This is a genomic window from Labrys sp. 22185 (genome assembly GCF_052045555.1).
Lineage (GTDB): Bacteria > Pseudomonadota > Alphaproteobacteria > Rhizobiales > Labraceae > Labrys > Labrys neptuniae.
This window is the reverse complement of the sequence record NZ_JBQEPH010000011.1, coordinates 214,655-232,265: the sequence shown is the minus strand read 5'-3', so window position 1 is coordinate 232,265 and position 17,611 is coordinate 214,655. Positions and strand designations below refer to the sequence as shown.

The 17,611-nt window shown below is 64.2% G+C and carries 12 protein-coding genes; 6 read left to right on the top strand and 6 right to left on the bottom strand.

The window, feature by feature from the left end:
* Positions 1-107: 107 nt before the first annotated feature.
* Together hyi and gcl are read right to left on the bottom strand one after the other, a co-directional pair.
* Complete coding sequence (gene hyi, locus ACTJKX_RS21845; protein ID WP_440726491.1) at positions 108-884, bottom strand: hydroxypyruvate isomerase; 777 nt, start codon at positions 882-884, stop codon at positions 108-110.
* Between the two features lie 50 nt (positions 885-934).
* Positions 935-2,710 carry a glyoxylate carboligase gene (gcl, locus tag ACTJKX_RS21840; protein ID WP_394313507.1) on the bottom strand — a complete coding sequence of 592 codons (1,776 nt, stop codon included), beginning with the start codon at positions 2,708-2,710 and terminating at the stop codon, positions 935-937.
* 228 nt (positions 2,711-2,938) lie between these two features.
* Here gcl and ACTJKX_RS21835 point away from each other — a divergent pair, with 228 nt between their 5' ends.
* Entirely contained in the window at positions 2,939-3,841 is a 903-nt protein-coding gene (locus ACTJKX_RS21835; protein ID WP_440726490.1) for a LysR family transcriptional regulator, read from the top strand.
* Positions 3,842-3,853: 12 nt separating this feature from the next.
* Here ACTJKX_RS21835 and ACTJKX_RS21830 read toward each other — a convergent pair whose 3' ends face one another.
* Positions 3,854-4,816: a hypothetical protein gene (locus ACTJKX_RS21830; protein WP_440726489.1), complete on the bottom strand. Its 963-nt coding sequence runs from the start codon at positions 4,814-4,816 to the stop codon at positions 3,854-3,856.
* A gap of 513 nt (positions 4,817-5,329) precedes the next feature.
* On the opposite strand from ACTJKX_RS21830, the gene ACTJKX_RS21825 reads away from it, so the two are divergent.
* Together ACTJKX_RS21825 and dctA are read left to right on the top strand one after the other, a co-directional pair.
* Entirely contained in the window at positions 5,330-6,322 is a 993-nt protein-coding gene (locus ACTJKX_RS21825) for a nitrilase-related carbon-nitrogen hydrolase (protein ID WP_440726488.1), read from the top strand.
* A gap of 420 nt (positions 6,323-6,742) precedes the next feature.
* A complete protein-coding gene (gene dctA / locus ACTJKX_RS21820) occupies positions 6,743-8,038 on the top strand; it encodes a C4-dicarboxylate transporter DctA (protein WP_367623897.1) in 1,296 nt (431 codons plus the stop codon).
* 102 nt (positions 8,039-8,140) lie between these two features.
* Here dctA and ACTJKX_RS21815 read toward each other — a convergent pair whose 3' ends face one another.
* From ACTJKX_RS21815 to guaD, 3 genes are all read right to left on the bottom strand, one after another.
* Positions 8,141-9,598, bottom strand: a complete 1,458-nt coding sequence (locus tag ACTJKX_RS21815; protein WP_440726487.1) for an NCS1 family nucleobase:cation symporter-1 — start codon at positions 9,596-9,598, stop codon at positions 8,141-8,143.
* 428 nt (positions 9,599-10,026) lie between these two features.
* Complete coding sequence (locus ACTJKX_RS21810; protein ID WP_440726486.1) at positions 10,027-10,443, bottom strand: hypothetical protein; 417 nt, start codon at positions 10,441-10,443, stop codon at positions 10,027-10,029.
* 257 nt (positions 10,444-10,700) lie between these two features.
* Entirely contained in the window at positions 10,701-12,032 is a 1,332-nt protein-coding gene (guaD, locus tag ACTJKX_RS21805) for a guanine deaminase (RefSeq protein ID WP_440726485.1), read from the bottom strand.
* A 683-nt stretch (positions 12,033-12,715) separates the two neighbouring features.
* On the opposite strand from guaD, the gene xdhA reads away from it, so the two are divergent.
* The 3 genes from xdhA to xdhC are packed head-to-tail and all read left to right on the top strand — an operon-like array spanning position 12,716 to position 17,442.
* Complete coding sequence (xdhA, locus tag ACTJKX_RS21800) at positions 12,716-14,215, top strand: xanthine dehydrogenase small subunit (protein ID WP_440726484.1); 1,500 nt, start codon at positions 12,716-12,718, stop codon at positions 14,213-14,215.
* Complete coding sequence (gene xdhB, locus ACTJKX_RS21795) at positions 14,208-16,577, top strand: xanthine dehydrogenase molybdopterin binding subunit (RefSeq protein ID WP_440726483.1); 2,370 nt, start codon at positions 14,208-14,210, stop codon at positions 16,575-16,577. The genes xdhA and xdhB overlap by 8 nt, the downstream gene beginning before the upstream one ends.
* Positions 16,570-17,442 carry a xanthine dehydrogenase accessory protein XdhC gene (gene xdhC / locus ACTJKX_RS21790; RefSeq protein WP_440726482.1) on the top strand — a complete coding sequence of 291 codons (873 nt, stop codon included), beginning with the start codon at positions 16,570-16,572 and terminating at the stop codon, positions 17,440-17,442. The genes xdhB and xdhC overlap by 8 nt, the downstream gene beginning before the upstream one ends.
* Positions 17,443-17,611 lie beyond the last annotated feature (169 nt).

Genomic DNA, 17,611 nt, shown 5'->3' with positions numbered 1-17,611 from the left:
ACACCGGCATGGGATCGCAAGACCCCTCATCCCCCTGCCGGGACCCCTAGCGGTTCCGCAGGAACTGCGGAGTCCCGCAAGGGGAGAAGGGGAACGTCCTGATAGATTCAGCGCGTGGCCTTCAGCCAACCCAAACCCGCTTCCGTCTCGCCCTTGGGCTTGTATTCGCAGCCGATCCAGCCGGCATAGCCGAGCTGGTCGAGCCACTGGTAGAGGAAGGGATAGGCGATCTCGCCGGTGCCCGGCTCGTTGCGGCCGGGATTGTCGGCCAGCTGTACGTGCCAGATCTGCGGCAGGTGCTTCTCGATGGTGCGGGCGAGGTCCCCTTCCATGATCTGCATGTGGTAGATGTCGTATTGCAGGCCGATATTGTCCGAGCCGGTCTCGGCGATGATCTCGGCGGCCTGGCTTGTGTTGGTCAGGAAGAAGCCGGGAATGTCACGGGTGTTGATCGCCTCGATCACCAGGCGGATGCCGGCTTTCTTGAGCTCGCCGGCGGCATAGCCGATGTTCTCGACGAAGGTGGTCCTTGCCTGCCCCGCATCGACGGAGGCAGGTGCGATGCCGGCCAGGCAGTTGACCAGCTTGCAGTCGAGCGCCTTGGCATAGGTGATGGCCTGGGCGACGCCCTCGCGGAATTCGGCCTTGCGGTCGGGCAGCACGGCGATGCCGCGCTCCCCACCCGCCCAGTCGCCGGCCGGCAGATTGTGCAGGACCTGGGTGAGCTTGTGCTCCTTCAGCGCCGCGGCGAGGTCGGCCGCCGCGAAGGGATAGGGGAACAGATATTCCACGCCCGCAAAGCCGTGGCGGGCGGCTGCCGCGAAGCGCTCCATGAACGGCACTTCGTTGAACAGCATGGTGAGGTTGGCGGCAAATTTAGGCATATTCTATGGCCCTCTTTTACCCTCCCCTCGATGGGGAGGGTATGACGTCATCAGTCCAGCAGCGCGATCGCGGTCGGCGCGTCGGTGGCATCGAGGGCGAGATCCTCGAACTCCGTAACCTTGTCGAGATCGGTGCCCATGGCGACGTTCGTGACGCGCTCCAGGATCACCTCGACCACCACCGGCACGCGCAGTTCGGCCGCCAGGCGCTTGGCCTCCACGAAGCCCTCATGCAGCTTCTCGGGATCGGTGACGCGGATGGCGCGGCAGCCCAGGCCCTCGACCACCTTGAGATGGTCGACGCCATAGACGCCCAGTTCCGGCGTGTTGATGTTCTCGAAGGAGAGCTGGACCTGGAAGTCCATGTTGAAGCCGCGCTGGGACTGGCGGATCAGGCCGAGATAGGCATTGTTCACCAGCACATGCACATAGGGCAGGTTGAACTGGGCGCCGACCGCCAGTTCCTCGATCAGGAACTGGAAGTCGTAGTCGCCCGAGATCGCTACCACCGAGGCGCTGCGATCGGCGGCACAGACACCGAGCGCCGCCGGCAGCGTCCAGCCGAGCGGGCCGGCCTGGCCACAGTTGATCCAGCCCCTGGGCTTGTAGACATGCAAGAACTGGGCAGCGGCGATCTGCGACAGGCCGATGGTCGAGACATAGGTGGTGTCGCGGCCGAAAGCCTTGTTCATCTCCTCATAGACGCGCTGGGGCTTGATCGGCGTCTCGGTGAAATGGGTGCGGCGGAGCAGGGTCTTCTTGCGCTCGCGGCATTCCTCCAGCCAGGCGGAACGGTCCTTGAGCTCACCCTTGGCCTTGAGCTCCTTGGCGGCCTCGATGAAGACGTCGAGAGCCAGGCCGGCATCGGAGGCGATACCGTAGTCGGGCGCGAAGACGCGGCCGATCTGGGTCGGCTCGATGTCGACATGCACGAATTTGCGGTCCTTGGTGTAGACCTCCACCGTGCCGGTATGGCGGTTGGCCCAGCGATTGCCGATGCCGAGCACGAAGTCGGAGGCGAGCAGCGTGGCATTGCCGTAGCGATGGCTGGTCTGCAGGCCGGCCATGCCGACCATCAGGGGGTGGTCGTCGGGAATGGTGCCCCAACCCATCAGGGTCGGGATGACGGGCACGCCGGTCAGCTCGGCGAAGGTGACGAGCTTGTCGGAAGCATCGGCATTGATGATGCCGCCGCCGGCCACGATCAGCGGGCGCTCAGCTGCCTGGAGGAGGGCGATGGCCTTGTCGATCTGGGCGCGGGTGGCCTTGGGTTTGTAGACGGGCAGCGGCTGGTAGGTCTCCGGATCGAACTCGATCTCGGCCGTCTGCACATCGAAGGGCAGGTCGATCAGCACCGGGCCGGGACGGCCCGAGCGCATCAGGTGGAAGGCCTGCTGGAAGGTGCCGGGCACCTGGGCCGGCTCCATCACGGTGACGGCCATCTTGGTGAGGGGCTTGGCGATTGCGGCGATGTCGACGGCCTGGAAGTCCTCCTTATGCAGGCGGGCGCGCGGCGCCTGGCCGGTGATGCACAGGATCGGAATGGAATCGGCCGCCGCCGAATAGAGGCCCGTGATCATGTCGGTGCCGGCCGGGCCGGAGGTGCCGATGCAGATGCCGATATTGCCGGCCTTGGCGCGGGTATAGCCCTCGGCCATGTGGGAAGCCGCCTCGACATGGCGGGCCAGGACATGCTTGATCTGGTTGCGCGGACGCAGCGCGGCATAGAGCGGATTGATCGCAGCACCCGGAACACCGAAGGCGCAGGTCGCACCTTCCTTCTCCATGATGTGCACAGCAGCTTCCGCCGCGGTCATGCGGGCCATGAGCGTTTCTCCTCAAGCATTCTTCGATCCGCGGATCGGAATTGCGTCTGTCTTTTGAAAATCGCGCCTCGCATGCGACCGATGGGATCGAATCCAGGGCGTGGTTGAATTCTTCGACGGAGCGGTCTTTCCCGCCCATTGCTGCCTGAAGATTGCAGGGGAAGGGCTATTAGTCCAATATATGGTTCAGTATAATCAATATCTCAAACATATGGATGGTCGACCGTCATGGAACTGCGCCATCTGCGCTACTTCATCGCCCTGGCGGAGGAACTCAGCTTCACGGCCGCGGCACAACGCCTGCACATCTCGCAGCCGCCGCTGAGCCAGCAGATCCGCGACCTCGAGCACGAGCTCGGCGCGGTGCTGTTCCTGCGCACCAGCCGCAAGGTGGTGCTGACCGAAGCCGGCACCGCTTTTCTCGCCCATGCCCGCAGCATCATCGCCAGTGCCGAGCTGGCGGCAACGCAGGTCAAGGCAATCGGCCAGGGCATGACGGGCGCGCTCAACGTGGCAGCGACCGGTTCCATGCTGCTCGGTCCGCTCGCCGCCCTGATGGCGGAATATCGACGCCGTTTTCCGGGCGTGGTGATCGGCCTGCACGAAATGGCCCCCGAGGCCCAGCTCAACGCGCTCGCGACGCGGGCCGTCGACATCAGCTTCCTGCGCATGCCGCCCGAAGATGCCGAACTGGTGCGCGAAACCGCCTGGCGCGAGCCTGTCGGCGTCTTCCTGCCATCAGGCCATCGCCTGGCCGAGCGCGGCGCCCTCGCTCTGGCCGAGTTGCATGAGGACGAACATGTCTTCCTGCGCCTGCGTGATTCCAGCTTCGCGGTCTATCTGCGCCAATGCTGCGTGGAGGCGGGTTTCATCCCGCGCATCAGCCAGCAGGTGATCGAATCCTATTCGCTGACCAGCCTGGTCGCAGCCGGCTTCGGCGTCGCCCTCGCCCCTCGCAGCGTCAGCGCCCTGTCACGCCCCGAGGTGATCTATCGCGACCTGGTGCCGCCTGCCCCCAGCGCCGACGTCAGCATGATCTATCAGCGCGAACCCAGCCCGGTGCTGGCGCGCTTCCTGGCCTTCGCGCGCCGCTTCCTGGCGGATTGGCGGGCGCGGCCGGGCCGCCAATGAACTTTCCACCGCTCAGGAAACCGGGATGGCGGCCAGGTCCTGGCGCAGGACCTTCAGGGCCGTCGACATCCAGATCCACACCCTGGCCGACTCGGCCTGTTCCTGGGCCAAGGTGACCTTCGTCCGGCTGAAATGCCTGTAGGCGTCATAGGCTTCCAGGGCGCCATTGGCGCCCGGCGCGGTGTATTTCAGGATTTCACGCGTCGTCCGGTCGCCGGCCAAACGATCTACGGGTGAAGCGGGAGGACGCTGTGCACCACCGGCACCGGGCGGCCGGTAATCATTGGATTCGTTGATATAGCCGTCGGGATCGGCGACGCCCCAGGGCGTGCCGCCCATGCCGCCATGGGTGCAGAAGAAATATTGCTGCTTGTAGATGGTGGCGGCACCTGGTGTGCGCCGCGTCGCATAGCTGCCGAACAGCAGCCGCGATCCCGTCTTCGGATCACGGCGGGCATGGAAGCACACCCGGACATTGGGCGGAATGAACAGCGGTGAATTGAAGGGCTGCCTGTCGACGGCATCGAACAGGAAGAGCCCATCGACGGGAACGCCTTCCAGCGCGAGCAGGGAGGCGGCATAGACGACCGCCGCACCGCCCCTGCTATAGCCGGCTAAGAAAATGCGTTTGGGCCCCAACGCCTTGTGGCGATAACGCTCCCGCACGGCCCGATAGGCACCAATGCCCAGGGCCGGCGTCGAGACACCGTCGAGGCTCGGTCCACGCCGGTAATATCGTGCCTCGTTGCCCCAGCTCCGATAAAGGCGCTGCACGAAACTGTTGCGGAACTCCGCCTCATAGGCCCGGTCGGAATAGGGGCCGGTACCGTCGATGCCGGCATAGATGTCGAGGGCCGCATTGGCCGCCGCAGCCTGGGCATCGCGCTGGCGCTGCTCCTCGTACCGCGCGACCTCCCTCGTGTAGAGCACCGACATGTCGTGGCTGTCGAAGGGAAAAGCGCCGTTCCAGTTCATTGCCCGCCCCGGATGATCCGCCAAGTATATGAATCAGTCTATACGGGCAACTCGATATCTCTCAAGAAGTATTATTTGACAATTATTTAAAATAATACGCGGTATTCACGTACCTTCTGAAACAAATTCGACACAATCTGCGCTCCAGGAGAGAATTATTATAAGAACGGGCGATTGTTCTCCGGTCTTGAAGGAAAAAGACCTGCGGCATTTCGTTCGCATTCTCCTTCAGGTCCCAGGACGACGGACAGGGCGCCTGGTACCCGGCAACATCCTGGATGGTACGGACTGAGGAAGGTACCGCGGCAGGGTTGCACAAGTCCGCCCCCTTGACGAACCAATGCAGGCCCGACATTTTCACCCAGGCGTGGCCCACGCCCAACCTCCCAAGGCCTTCCCCAGCATGGCCTTAAACGGGGGCAAAGGGACTTCCGTCTCGGGTCGTCGCCCTGGTCCGATCGTTTCGGGCGTGGTTGCTGGGGAACTTGCGTCCGGGACGTGAAAGGCCTGACAATGACGCAGAATGGCAATCTCAAGCGCCGTGTCCGTGCGTGCGCAGCCAAGACGGGCGAGTCTTACACCGCGGCGCTCAGACATCTTCGTGAGGCACAGCCGCACTGCGCCGACACCCAATCGGTGCGGCTGGCGGTGGCGCAATCCTCGCTGTTCAACGATCCTCGCGACAGCTCCGCACTTCGCACCAGCGGCATGGAAATGCGGCGCCTGATGCGCGACGCCCACAGGACCGGTGCGCGCCTCATCCATTTCCCGGAGGGTGCGACCTGCTCCCCCCACAAGCGCATCATGTCAGCGAATGGTCCCCGCGACGTCGGCCCCTCCGACTGGACCCGATTCGATGGGGCGGTTCTAAGCGAGGAACTCGACGCGATCAGCAGGCTCGCGCGCGAACTCAAGCTCTGGACGGTGTTCGGGTCGGTCCACCGCCTGACCCCGCCGCACCGGCCGCACAACAGCCTCTACGTCGTCTCCGATCGCGGAGATCTCGTCACCCGCTATGACGAGCGGATGCTCTCGCACACCAAGATCTCCTTCATGTATTCGCCGGGCAGGCAGCCGGTGACCTTCGAGGTCGACGATCTGCGTTTCGGCTGTGCGCTCGGCATGGAGGCGCACTATCCTGAGATATTCACCGACTATGAAAGGCTCGATGTCGATTGCGTCCTGTTCTCGACGATAGGTGAGAGCCCGTCGGCCGCACCGCCTTTCGCGGCAGAGGCCTTGGGACATGCCGCCAGCAATGCCTATTGGGTCAGCTATGCCGCCCATGCGCCGCAGAGCGTGACGGTCCCCTCCGGAATAGCCGCACCGGACGGCCGATGGAAAGTGCAATGCCCGGCAGATGGCACGCCGGCCATCGCCGTCACCGACATCGCGACGGATCGCGACCATCCCGCGCGGCCGTGGCGGCGAACCGCCCGCTCCGACCTCTACGAAGCGCATAAAATCGACGGCGATCCCAGAAGCGATGCCCGCAATTCGTTCTGACCGGCGAGTGAGACCCCAAAGGCAATACAGTTCACTCTAGGGTCTTTCGAGTTGGCACGAGCTATTTCATTGCCGGGCTTGACCCGGCAATCCAGCCCTTTCGCGCGGATTGTAAATAGCCGGTGCAAGTCCGGCTATGACAAGTCGGAGCGTTTCCTCCTTATGTGAACTGCATTGCCCCGCCCCCCCTGGTCGCTGTCGCCGCATCGTCGTTGCGCAAAACGGGCGTCCGGCTTCCAACACGATACCTACGGCAAATGCCGGCTGGCATGCTCCTTGCTTTGATTTCCCCAGCGGGCCCGACGCGCGCCGTCGGCGACGCGGGGATGGGTTCGTCGTCACCCCAGGTGCCAGACGTGCCGGCCGGTTGCGGGACAACTGCCGACCGCTGCGCCTCCGGACAGGAATATTCCGATGACCATGGATGCCATCACGGCCCCGGCCCGCCGGAAACCGCTCATCAATTCCCTCTTCCTCCAGGTTCTCGTCGCCCTTGCGCTCGGCGTCGTGCTCGGCATGGCCGCGCCGGCCTTTTCCGTTCAGCTGAAGGTGCTGAGCGACGGTTTTCTCAAGCTCATCTCGATGATCGTGGCGCCGATCGTCTTCTGCGTGGTGGTAAACGGCATCGCCGGCGTCGGCGACCTGCGCAAGGTCGGGCGGGTCGGCGTCAAGGCGCTGATCTATTTCGAGGTGGTGACCACGGCAGCCCTCGCCCTCGGCCTGCTGCTGGCCCTCGTCGCCGGTCCGGGCCACGGCATGAATATCGACGCGTCCAAGCTCGATGCCGGCGCCATGGGCAGCTATGCCGACAATGCCCACAAGCTGCAGGGTGCGGGCATCGGCAGCTTCATTCTCAACATCGTCCCGACCACCTCGATCGACGCCCTGGCGCGCAACGACGTGTTGCAGGTCCTGTTCTTCGCCATCCTTTTCGGTACGAGCCTCGCGCTCGTGGGCGGCGAAAAGGCGGAAAAGGTCTCCTCCTTCGTGGATGCCGTGGCGACGATCCTGTTCAAGACCATGTCGCTCATCGTGCGCCTCGCACCTCTGGGCGTCCTCGGCGCCGTTGCCTATACGGTCGGCAAATACGGTGTCGGTTCGCTGCAGCAGCTCGTCTCGCTGGTCGTCCTGTATTATGCCGCCGTCGCCGTCTTCGTCATCGTGGTGCTGGGCGGCATCATGCGGATGGCCGGCATCAACATCTTCCGCTTCCTGGCCTATCTGCGCGCGGAACTCGCCATCGTCCTGGCGACCGCCTCTTCGGACGCCGTCCTGCCGCAGGTGATGCGCAAGCTGGAGCATCTGGGCGTGCGTAAATCGGTGGTCGGCCTCGTCATTCCCACCGGCTATTCCTTCAACCTCGATGCCTTCTCGATCTATCTCACTTTGGCCGTCGTCTTCATCGCCCAGGCCACCAACACGCCCCTGTCGCTCGGAGACCTGCTTGTGGTGCTGGGGGTCTCGCTGCTGACCTCGAAGGGAGCCCATGGCGTGCCGGGCTCGGCCATCGTGATCCTGGCAGCCACGCTCAACACGATCCCCGCCATTCCCGCCATCGGCCTCGTACTCGTCCTCTCCGTCGACTGGTTCATCGGCATGGCTCGCGCCGTCGGCAATCTCGTCGGAAACTGCGTCGCAACCGTGGTCATCGCCGCCTGGGAAGGCGACCTCGACCGGGTGCGAGCCGCCGAGGTGCTCGGCGAGATGACGGAGTGACGGGGAAAGTCTCCCGCCATCTCGACCTGGCATGGAGACGTCGCCCGGGCCTTCTACGGAATGAGGGAGCGGAATCGTTGCTCCCTCAGCCAGGTTCCTTCCTCAGGCCTTCGCGCCCGACACCTTCACGCCCGGCGCAGCCAAGCGCAGCGCGTAATAGATGACGCCCGCGATGGCGACGCCGAAGAACCAGCCATAGATGCCCCACCAGGCCGGCAGCCAATTGGTCAGGTTGGGCAGGATGGAGGAAAACAGCGCGCCGATGCCGGCGGCGATCAGGGCGTTGACATGCCAGCCGCCCTGGAAGCGGAACTCGCCGTCCTCGCGATAGAGCGCCTCGACGTCGATCTCGCCCTTGCGGATGAGATAATAGTCGACCAGCATCACCCCGAGGATCGGCCCCATGGTGGCGCCGATGATGCCGACGAAGCTGGCGGCGCTGCCTTCCCAGGGTGCGAAGGGATAGAGCACCAGGGCGATGAAGGCTGCGATGTAGCCGCCCTTCTTGAAGTCGATGGCGCGGGGGAAGACATTGGCGAAATCGAAGGCCGGCGAGACGAAGTTCGCCACGACATTGATGCCGAGCGTCGCCACCGCGAAGGTCAACGCGGCGAGGAGCGCCAGGAACCAGCTGTCGAACTTGGCCGAGATCTGGTCGGGATGCAGCAGCACCTCGCCATAGACGTCATAGGCGGCGATGGTGGTGACGCCGGCCACCATCGAGAACAGCACCAGATTGACCGGCAGGCCCCAGAGATTGCCGGTGCGCACCGCTGATTTGTCGGGCGCATAGCGGCTGAAGTCACAGAAATTCAGGTAGAGCGCCGAGAAATAGGTCACCCAGATCGCGGCGACCGCGAACAGCGAGGTCCAGGAGCCGGGCGTGCCGGGCACCCCGGCATCCTTGGTCTTGTCGAGAAGGGTCTCGAGGGGAATGTCGCTCGAAAAGGCGAATTTGCCGGATTTGACGCACAGATAGATCGCCAGGACCAGCATCATGACCCACACCGCCGGGCCGGCCCAATCCTGGAAGCGACGCACCGTCTCCATGCCCTTCTGGATGATCAGGAGCTGCAGGGCCCAGATCACCACGAAGCAGATCACCTCAAGCCCGGAATGGCCGAGGAAATGCACGTCACGATGGAATTGGGCGAAGCTCTCCGAGCGGATCAGCAGCGCGACGATGGCTCCGGAGGCCGCCGACGTCTGGGCGCCATACCAGAAGCAGGCAACCACGGCCCGCACCAGAGCCGGCAGGTTGGCGCCCCAGATGCCGAAGGAGGCACGGGCCAGCACCGGATAGGGCACGCCGGTCTTCACGCCGGCATAGCCCACCAGGTTCATCAGCGCGTAGATGACCAGCGAGCCGATGCCGATGGCCACGATGAAATTGACGAAGCCGCCGCAGAACAGGAACAGGCTGGCGGCGAGATAATAGCCCCACAGGCTGTGCACGTCCGAGGTCCAGACGTTGAAGATGCTGAACGGTCCCCAATTGCGGATTTTTGCCGGCGCCAGATCCTCATTGTAGAGGTCGGGCGAAGCCCCCTTGATCTCCATAGCCATATCTCCTGCGTCTGCCTGCCGGAGATCATGACATGATGCCTGGCACTATCCGGCAGTGTTTCTTGTCGTTGCTGCGAAACCCAATTCTGACCCAGCAGCTCATTTTCAGAGCATTGACGGCAGGGAAGTCAACGACGATCGATAAAAGGGATGAACATGTTTAATTTCTACTGATCGAGGGGCGTTCATCGGCAAGACGAATACTGATAGAACGCCGGCGGCGGCGGTTCATCCCGGGTGTGCGGACCTCATAGTAACATGCTCGCATGCCGCGACGTCCGTCTCTTCCTTTCCTGCGAACGCGGCGGTTTCGAGAGCGAGCGTCATCACCGCCTCCATACGTCGAGCACCACGGCATCACACTCACAGCCAAGCTCGAAGTAGGCCTTGCATAGTCTAAGATGACGAAGACACCGAAGCATTCAGGCATTCATACGCCGAACACTACGCCATGTTTGCAGTACTGGATCAATCATTTCCGATTTATCAAAGTAACTTGCGATCAAGAATTCTGTCTTCCCGGCGATCACAAATCCATAAAAGGCTGGCTGCCTTGCGTCGCCACTCTCTTCTACCAATCGGTAGCTAAGTCGCACGAGTTCACCGTCGCGCTCGATACGTTCGTCCTCTGCTGCCCCTGATCTTACAGCTCGCCAATTATCGATCGGATCGTCAATGCCATGGCGTTCGCCTGCGCTGATCCAGAAGGTCAGTCCTTTCGGCGTATGCCAGAACACCAATGAACCACCTTCAATTCGGCGCGCCATCGGGAATGGAAGACAGATTGTCCATCCGCCCGGCAAGAACTGATGTGGATCAACCAGGATTGGCGCTTCCATGACGACTTTCCGTCTTCATTCTTCCTGCAACAAGATGACAGCTTTTCTGAGCTGCGACGAGAAAACCGGCGGCTTTCTGAGCAACTCATTCTTCGTACCTGCTTTCTCGGCTCCCGTCGCCCAATAAGAAGCCCGCCAGCACGTATCGGTGTGGCGGGCGATTTGCTCGTTTGAGCGCTTGAAATTCTGGTCACCTGGGTGCACGAGCATCACAATGACATGGTTGCATGCTGCGATGCCCTCGCACCCAGGGAAGCTCAGCGACGCTTGCGCGGCTTCTTCGGCTCGCCCATCACATAGGTCTCCTCGACAGCGCGATCGTCGCCCAGCGTGACCAGCACGAAGAGCTCTTCGGCCAGGGTGGTCACCGTCTCCATGCGATGCGCCATGGCGGGGGTCGCCCTGGCGTCGAGTACCACGGCGTCGCATTCATGGCCGGGCTCGAAACTGCCGATCAGATGATCGAGGCCGATGGCGATGGCGTTGCCGCGGGTCATGGCGTGGAACAGCGCCAGCGAATCCAGGCGCTGGCCCTGCAATTGCAGCACCTTGTAGGCCTCGTTCATGGTCTGCAGCATGGAATAGGAGGTGCCGCCGCCGATATCGGTGGCAACGCCGATGCGCACCGGCCGCCTGGGGTCGCGCATCGCTTTCCAGTCGAACAGCCCCGAACCGAGAAAGAGGTTGGAGGTTGGGCAGAACACGGCGACCGCGTCGACATCCGCATAACGCTGGCGCTCGCTCTCGGACAAATGGATCGAATGCCCCATCAGCGATTTGCTGCCGAGCAGCCCGTATTTCTCGTAGATCGCGGTATAGTCGGCACATTCGGGATAGAGCCGCTTGGCCGTGGCGACTTCTTCCAGATTTTCCGAAATATGGGTCTCGACCAGGCAGTCCGGATTTTCGCGCGACAGGGTCGCGGCGGCTTCAAGCTGCCCGGGCGTGGAGGTGATGGCAAAGCGCGGCGCGATCGCATAGAGCTGCCGGCCACGGCCGTGCCAGCGCCCGATCAGGGCCTTGCTGTCGTCATAGCCGGATTGGGCGGTGTCGGTGAGCGCGTCGGGTGCATAGCGATCCATCATCACCTTGCCGGCAGCCATGCGGGTGTTGCGCCGCTCGGATTCGGCGAAGAAGGCCTCGGCCGAAGCCGAATGTACCGAGCAGAAGGCGACCGCCGTGGTGGTGCCGTTGGACAGCAATTCGTCGAAGAAGAAGGCGGCGCCGCGGGCCGCGTGGGCCGGATCGCCATATTTCTGTTCCTCGACGAAGGTATAGGTGTTGAGCCAGTCGAGCAGCTGGGCCGCCCAGGACGCCACCACCTGGGTCTGCGGCAGATGGATATGCGGATCGATGAAACCGGGCGTGATCAGCCGGCCCGAATGATCATGGATCACGGCGGCAGCGGGAAGCTGGGAACGCAGAACGGAGGTCTCGCCGACCGCCAGGATCTTGCCGCCGGCCAGGACCAGCAGGCCGTCCTCGATATAGCGCACGGCGCTCTCGCCATGCTCCTCGGGGCTATCAACGAACCAGAGCAGGCGGCCGCGCAAGGCCGTATCCGCCCGCGAGATATCCTTCGTCGTCACAACGTCACTTCCTTCTGGCTGGCGCACAGCGCGCGCGACTGGAGCGCTTTTGTCTGGTGAAGACGCCGTACCTTCAAGGCGGGCACGAGCGTGGGACCCGCGAATACGTCGGGATCCCATGGCATGGTTCACCGATCATGCCAGACATCATAACCATATCCCGACCGGGCGATTGTCACATTTTTTTGGGAAGTCCTTCATATGGGGCATGTCTACCGCCGTGAGGTTCATCGGTAAATTATAAGTGCTACAAAGAGGCTCGAGCGCCTTGCGATCTGCCGGAATTCGGCACGAGGCGCAAAGACGCTCCTGCCAATCCGCTGGATTGGCTTGGAAACAACGAATTGAGGCAAGCATGCGTTCAGACTGAACGCGCCTTGCTTCGGAAGCGAGCCCGACGAGAAGATTTTGGGAGGGAACCGCCGGCGCAGGGAGACCGGATCGAGACCTCCAATCACATTCCGATCTTGTTCGAGATCGGCCGGGCCTCCAGCCCCGGTTCCAGTTCCTTGGCATGTTCGCCGCCGTGCACCCGTCCTCGGGTCGCCAGTCGCCGGGCATGCGTTGGTATGTTCGGGGCCGGGCATGCTTCTTGCCTGGCTCGCTTCAGTGCCTTCATCGACTATGCTGCGAGGTCGGCAAGCCGGGACAAGCCGGCCGACGGACCTCGCCAAACCACACGGATGATCATGCGCCGGACCGTAAGATTCCTACTCAACGATCGCCAGTTCTCGCTGGAGGGCTTCGACCCCACGCTGACGCTGCTGGACTGGCTGCGCAACGAGCGTCGGCTCATCGGTACCAAGGAAGGCTGCGCCGAGGGTGACTGCGGCGCCTGCACCGTGCTGGTCGGGCGGCTGCGCCAAGACGGCACGGGAAAGACCGAGCTGCGCTATGAAGCCATCAATGCCTGCATTCGTTTCGTGGCAACCCTCGATGCCTGCCATATCGTCACCGTCGAGCATCTGAAGAAGGCGAGCGGCGGCCTGCATCCCGTCCAGCAGGCCATGGTGGAGCTGCATGGCTCGCAATGCGGCTTCTGCACGCCCGGCATCGTGATGTCGTTGACCGCCCTGTGGCTGGGCGCCGCCGAAGCCCCCTCGCGCGAGCGCATCGAGGAAGCCCTCGCCGGCAATCTGTGCCGCTGCACCGGCTATGGTCCGATCATCTCGGCGCTCGACCGGGCCTATGAGATCGAGGCGTCCAGCGCCGATTCCCTGAATGTCGGCCGCGCCGAGATCGCCCGCAAGCTGGCCGGCCTCGTCGACCAGGACATCATCGAGATTTCCGAGGGCGGCCGCAAGCTGTTCGCCCCCGCCACCGCTGACCAGCTCGCCGAACTCACGGCCGCTCATCCCGACGCCACCCTGGTGGCCGGTGCCACCGATGTCGGCCTGTGGATCACCAAGATGCTGATGCGCCCGGCCACCGTGATCACTCTCGGCCGCGTCGGCGAACTCGACCGCATCGAGGACAAGGGCGACCACCTCGTCATCGGTGCCCTGGTCTCGCTCAGCGACGCGCGCGCCGCGCTCGGCGCTCTCGACCCGCAGATCGACGAACTCATCCGCCGCTTCGGTTCCGAGCAGGTACGCAATGCCGGCACCGTCGGCGGCAACGTCGCCAATGGCTCGCCCATCGGCGATTCCCCTCCGGTGCTGATCGCCCTCGGCGCCAGCGTGACGCTGCGGCGCGGCGGGGAGCGGCGCACCGTGCCGCTGGAACAGTTCTTCATCGCCTACAAGAAGCAGGACCGCCAGCCGGGCGATTTCGTCGAGGCCCTGATCGTGCCCAAGCCCAAGCCGGGCACGCTGTTCCACGTCTCCAAGATCTCCAAGCGCTTCGACGAGGACATCTCGGCCGTGTGCGCCGCCTTCCGCCTCGAGCGGGATGGGGCGGGCCTGACCACGAATGCCGTGCTGGCCTTCGGCGGCATGGCTGCCACGCCCAAGCGCGCCGCTGCCGCGGAGGCGGCCCTTGCCGGCCGGAGTTTCAACGCCGAGGCCGCAGAGGCCGCGGCCCTCGCCCTGGCCAGCGATTTCAAGCCGCTCGACGACTGGCGTGCCAGCGCGCGCTACCGCTCGACGGTAGCCGCCAATCTGATCCGCCGTTTCCAGGCCGAGACGGCCACCGGCTCCGTTCACCGGGTTGCCGGCATCCTCCGGAGTGACGCCCATGCATAAGCCCGTCTTCGCAGCCAATCGCGACCAGGTCTCCGGCGGCGTCTATCAATCCACCCGCCACGATTCCGGCCACAAGCACGTGGCCGGCGAGGCCCTCTATATCGACGACATGCCCGAACCGGCCGGTCTCCTGCACGCCGCCCTCGGCCTGTCGCACTGCGCCCATGGCCTGATCAAGGAGATCGACCTCTCGGCGGTGAAGGACAGCCCCGGCGTCGAGCTGGTGCTCACGGCGGCCGACATTCCCGGCGTCAACGATATCAGCCCCTCCAACCATCACGACGACCCGGTCTTCGCCGAGGGCAAGGTGATGTTCTACGGCCAGCCGATCTTCGCCGTGATTGCCCGCACCCGCAACGAGGCGCGCCTGGCTGCGGCCAAGGCCAAGATCACCTATGAGGAGCTGCCGGCGATTCTCGACATCGCCGCCGCCCGCAAGGACGGTAAGGATCTCGTCGCCGAACCGATGAGCCTCAACCGCGGCGATCTCGATGCGGCGATGACCGCCGCGCCCCGGCGCATCAAGGGCTCGATGTCACTCGGCGGCCAGGAGCATTTCTATCTGGAAAGCCACATCGCCCTGGCCGTGCCTGGCGAGGACGGTGACGTCACCCTCTATTCCTCCACCCAGCACCCCAGCGAGATCCAGCACGCGGTGGCGCATGTGCTTGATGTACCGAGCAACGCCATCACCTGCGAGATCCGCCGCATGGGCGGCGGCTTCGGCGGCAAGGAGACCCAGGGCAACATCTTCGCCGCCATCGCGGCCCTGGCGGCACGGCGCACCGGCCAGGCGGTCAAGCTCAGGCCCGACCGCGACGACGACATGGTCGCCACCGGCAAGCGCCACGATTTCGTGATCGACTACGAAGTCGGCTTCGACGACGAAGGCCATATCCTCGCCGTCGACATCCTGTTCGCCGCCCGCTGCGGCTTCTCGGCCGACCTCTCCGGCCCGGTGACCGACCGCGCGCTGTTCCATGCCGACAACGCCTATTTCTATCCGGCCGTGCGCCTCAACGCCCAGCCCTGGCGCACCCATACCGTCTCCAACACCGCCTTCCGCGGTTTCGGCGGCCCGCAGGGCGTGATCGGCGCCGAGCGCCTGATCGAGGAAGTGGCCTATGCCACCGGCAAGGACCCGCTCGAGATCCGCAAGCTCAACTTCTATGGCGGGCCGGGCCGCGACCTCACCCCCTATCACCAGACGGTGGAGGCGGACCTCTCGGCCGAGATCATCGCCAAGCTCGAGGAATCCAGCGACTACCAGGCCCGGCGCGCCGAAATCCGCGCCGAGAATATCAGGGAGAATGCCCGCGGCGGCACCTTCCGGCGCGGCATCGCGCTGACGCCGGTCAAGTTCGGCATCTCCTTCACCAATAGCTGGCAGAACCAGGCCGGCGCCTTGGTGAACGTCTATACCGACGGTTCGGTGAGCGTGAACCATGGCGGCACCGAAATGGGCCAGGGCCTCTACATCAAGGTCGCCCAGGTGGTGGCGCAGGCCTTCCAGATCGATCTCGACATGGTCAAGATCACGCCGACCACCACCGCCAAGGTGCCCAACACCTCGCCGACGGCGGCCTCCTCGGGCACCGATCTCAACGGCATGGCAGCGCTCAATGCCTGCAACAACATCAAGGAGCGCATGGTCGCCTACGCCGTGGAGAAGCACGGCGTCCCCGCCGACCAGGTCGAATTCCTGCCCGGCCGCGTGCGTGTCGGCAATCGCGAAATCGAGTGGCCGGATTTCGTCAAGGAGGTCTATAGCAACCGCATCCAGCTCTCCTCCTCCGGCTTCTATCGCACCCCGGACATCTATTGGGACCGCAAGGCCGGCCGCGGGCGCGCCTTCTACTATTATTCCTATGGCGCCGCCGCCTCGGAAGTCACCATCGACACGCTCACCGGCGAATACCGGGTCGAGCGGGTCGACATCCTGCACGACGTCGGCTCCTCGCTGAATCCGGCCATCGACATCGGCCAGATCGAGGGCGGTTTCGTGCAAGGCATGGGCTGGCTGACCACCGAGGAATTGTGGTGGGACAACAAGGGGCGCCTGCGCACCCATGCGCCCTCCACCTACAAGATCCCGGTGGCCTCGGACCGGCCGCGCGTCTTCAACATCAACCTGTTGAACAAGCCCAACCACATGCCCTCGATCCATCGCTCCAAGGCGGTGGGCGAGCCGCCTCTGGTGCTGCCGATCTCCGTCCTGCACGCCTTGTCGGACGCGGTGGCCTCGATCGGCGACTACAAGATCTTCCCTGATCTCGATGCGCCCGCCACGCCCGAGCGCGTCCTCTTCGCGGTCGAGGCGATGCGCGCGAAGGTGCGGGAGAGGAGCGGGGGCCATGGTTGATCTGGAGATCGGCAGGCTCCTCGCCACGATCGAAGCCGATGGCCGCCAGGCCATCCTGGTCGAGATCGCGGCGGCACTGGGCTCGACGCCGCGCGGCGTCGATGCACTGATGCTGGTGACATCGGAAGCGGTTGCCGGCACCATCGGCGGCGGCCATCTCGAATTCCATGCCATCGACGTGGCGCGGTCCATGCTTGCCGAAGGCAGGGAAGGACGCGGCCCCCAGGCACAGAGCATGGACCTGCCGCTCGGTCCGATGATGGGCCAGTGCTGCGGCGGCCATGTCACCCTGCGCTTCGAACCGGTGACCACGAAGGTCGCTGCCTGGCTCGGCGACCATGAGGCGAAGCTCCTGAATAACAGGCCGCCGGTGCTGGTGTTCGGGCTCGGCCATACCGGCCGGGCGCTGGCGAGCATGCTCTCGCTGCTGCCCTTCGCGGTGACGCTGGTGGACGATCGGGCCGAGATGTTCACCGGCCTGCCCGAGAATTGCCGCACGCTTCATCTCGAGGATCCGGCCGACGCCATCGCGGATGCCCCCGCCGGCGCCGCCTATATCATCCTCACCCACAGCCATGCGCTCGACTACCGCCTGACCGAGGCGGCCCTGGAACGCCGCGATGCCGCCTATGTCGGCATGATCGGCTCCAAGACCAAGCGCAAACGCTTCGAAAGCCAGTTCCTGCGCAATAGCGGCACCAACGCCATGCTCGGCGAGCTGACTTGCCCGATCGGCGGTGCCGATGTCGACGACAAGCGCCCCGAAATCATCGCCAGCCTGACGGCGGCCGAGCTGGTGCGGTGCTTCGCCCAGCGTGCCGCCCGGCTGCAACGGCCCGGCTGGGCCCCAGCCAAGGCCGGCTGACACCCGGCCGGCCCCCGTCAGAACCACCCCGGAAGACCGGCATCCTCCTCCCGCTCGCGGCGAGGATCGCCGTCGCATGCCCAAGCCCATGCCCATGCCACGGAACTGAACCTGCCCTCGTCACCCGGCCGAAGACCGGAGCGAGACCCAACGATCAGGAGGGGAAACG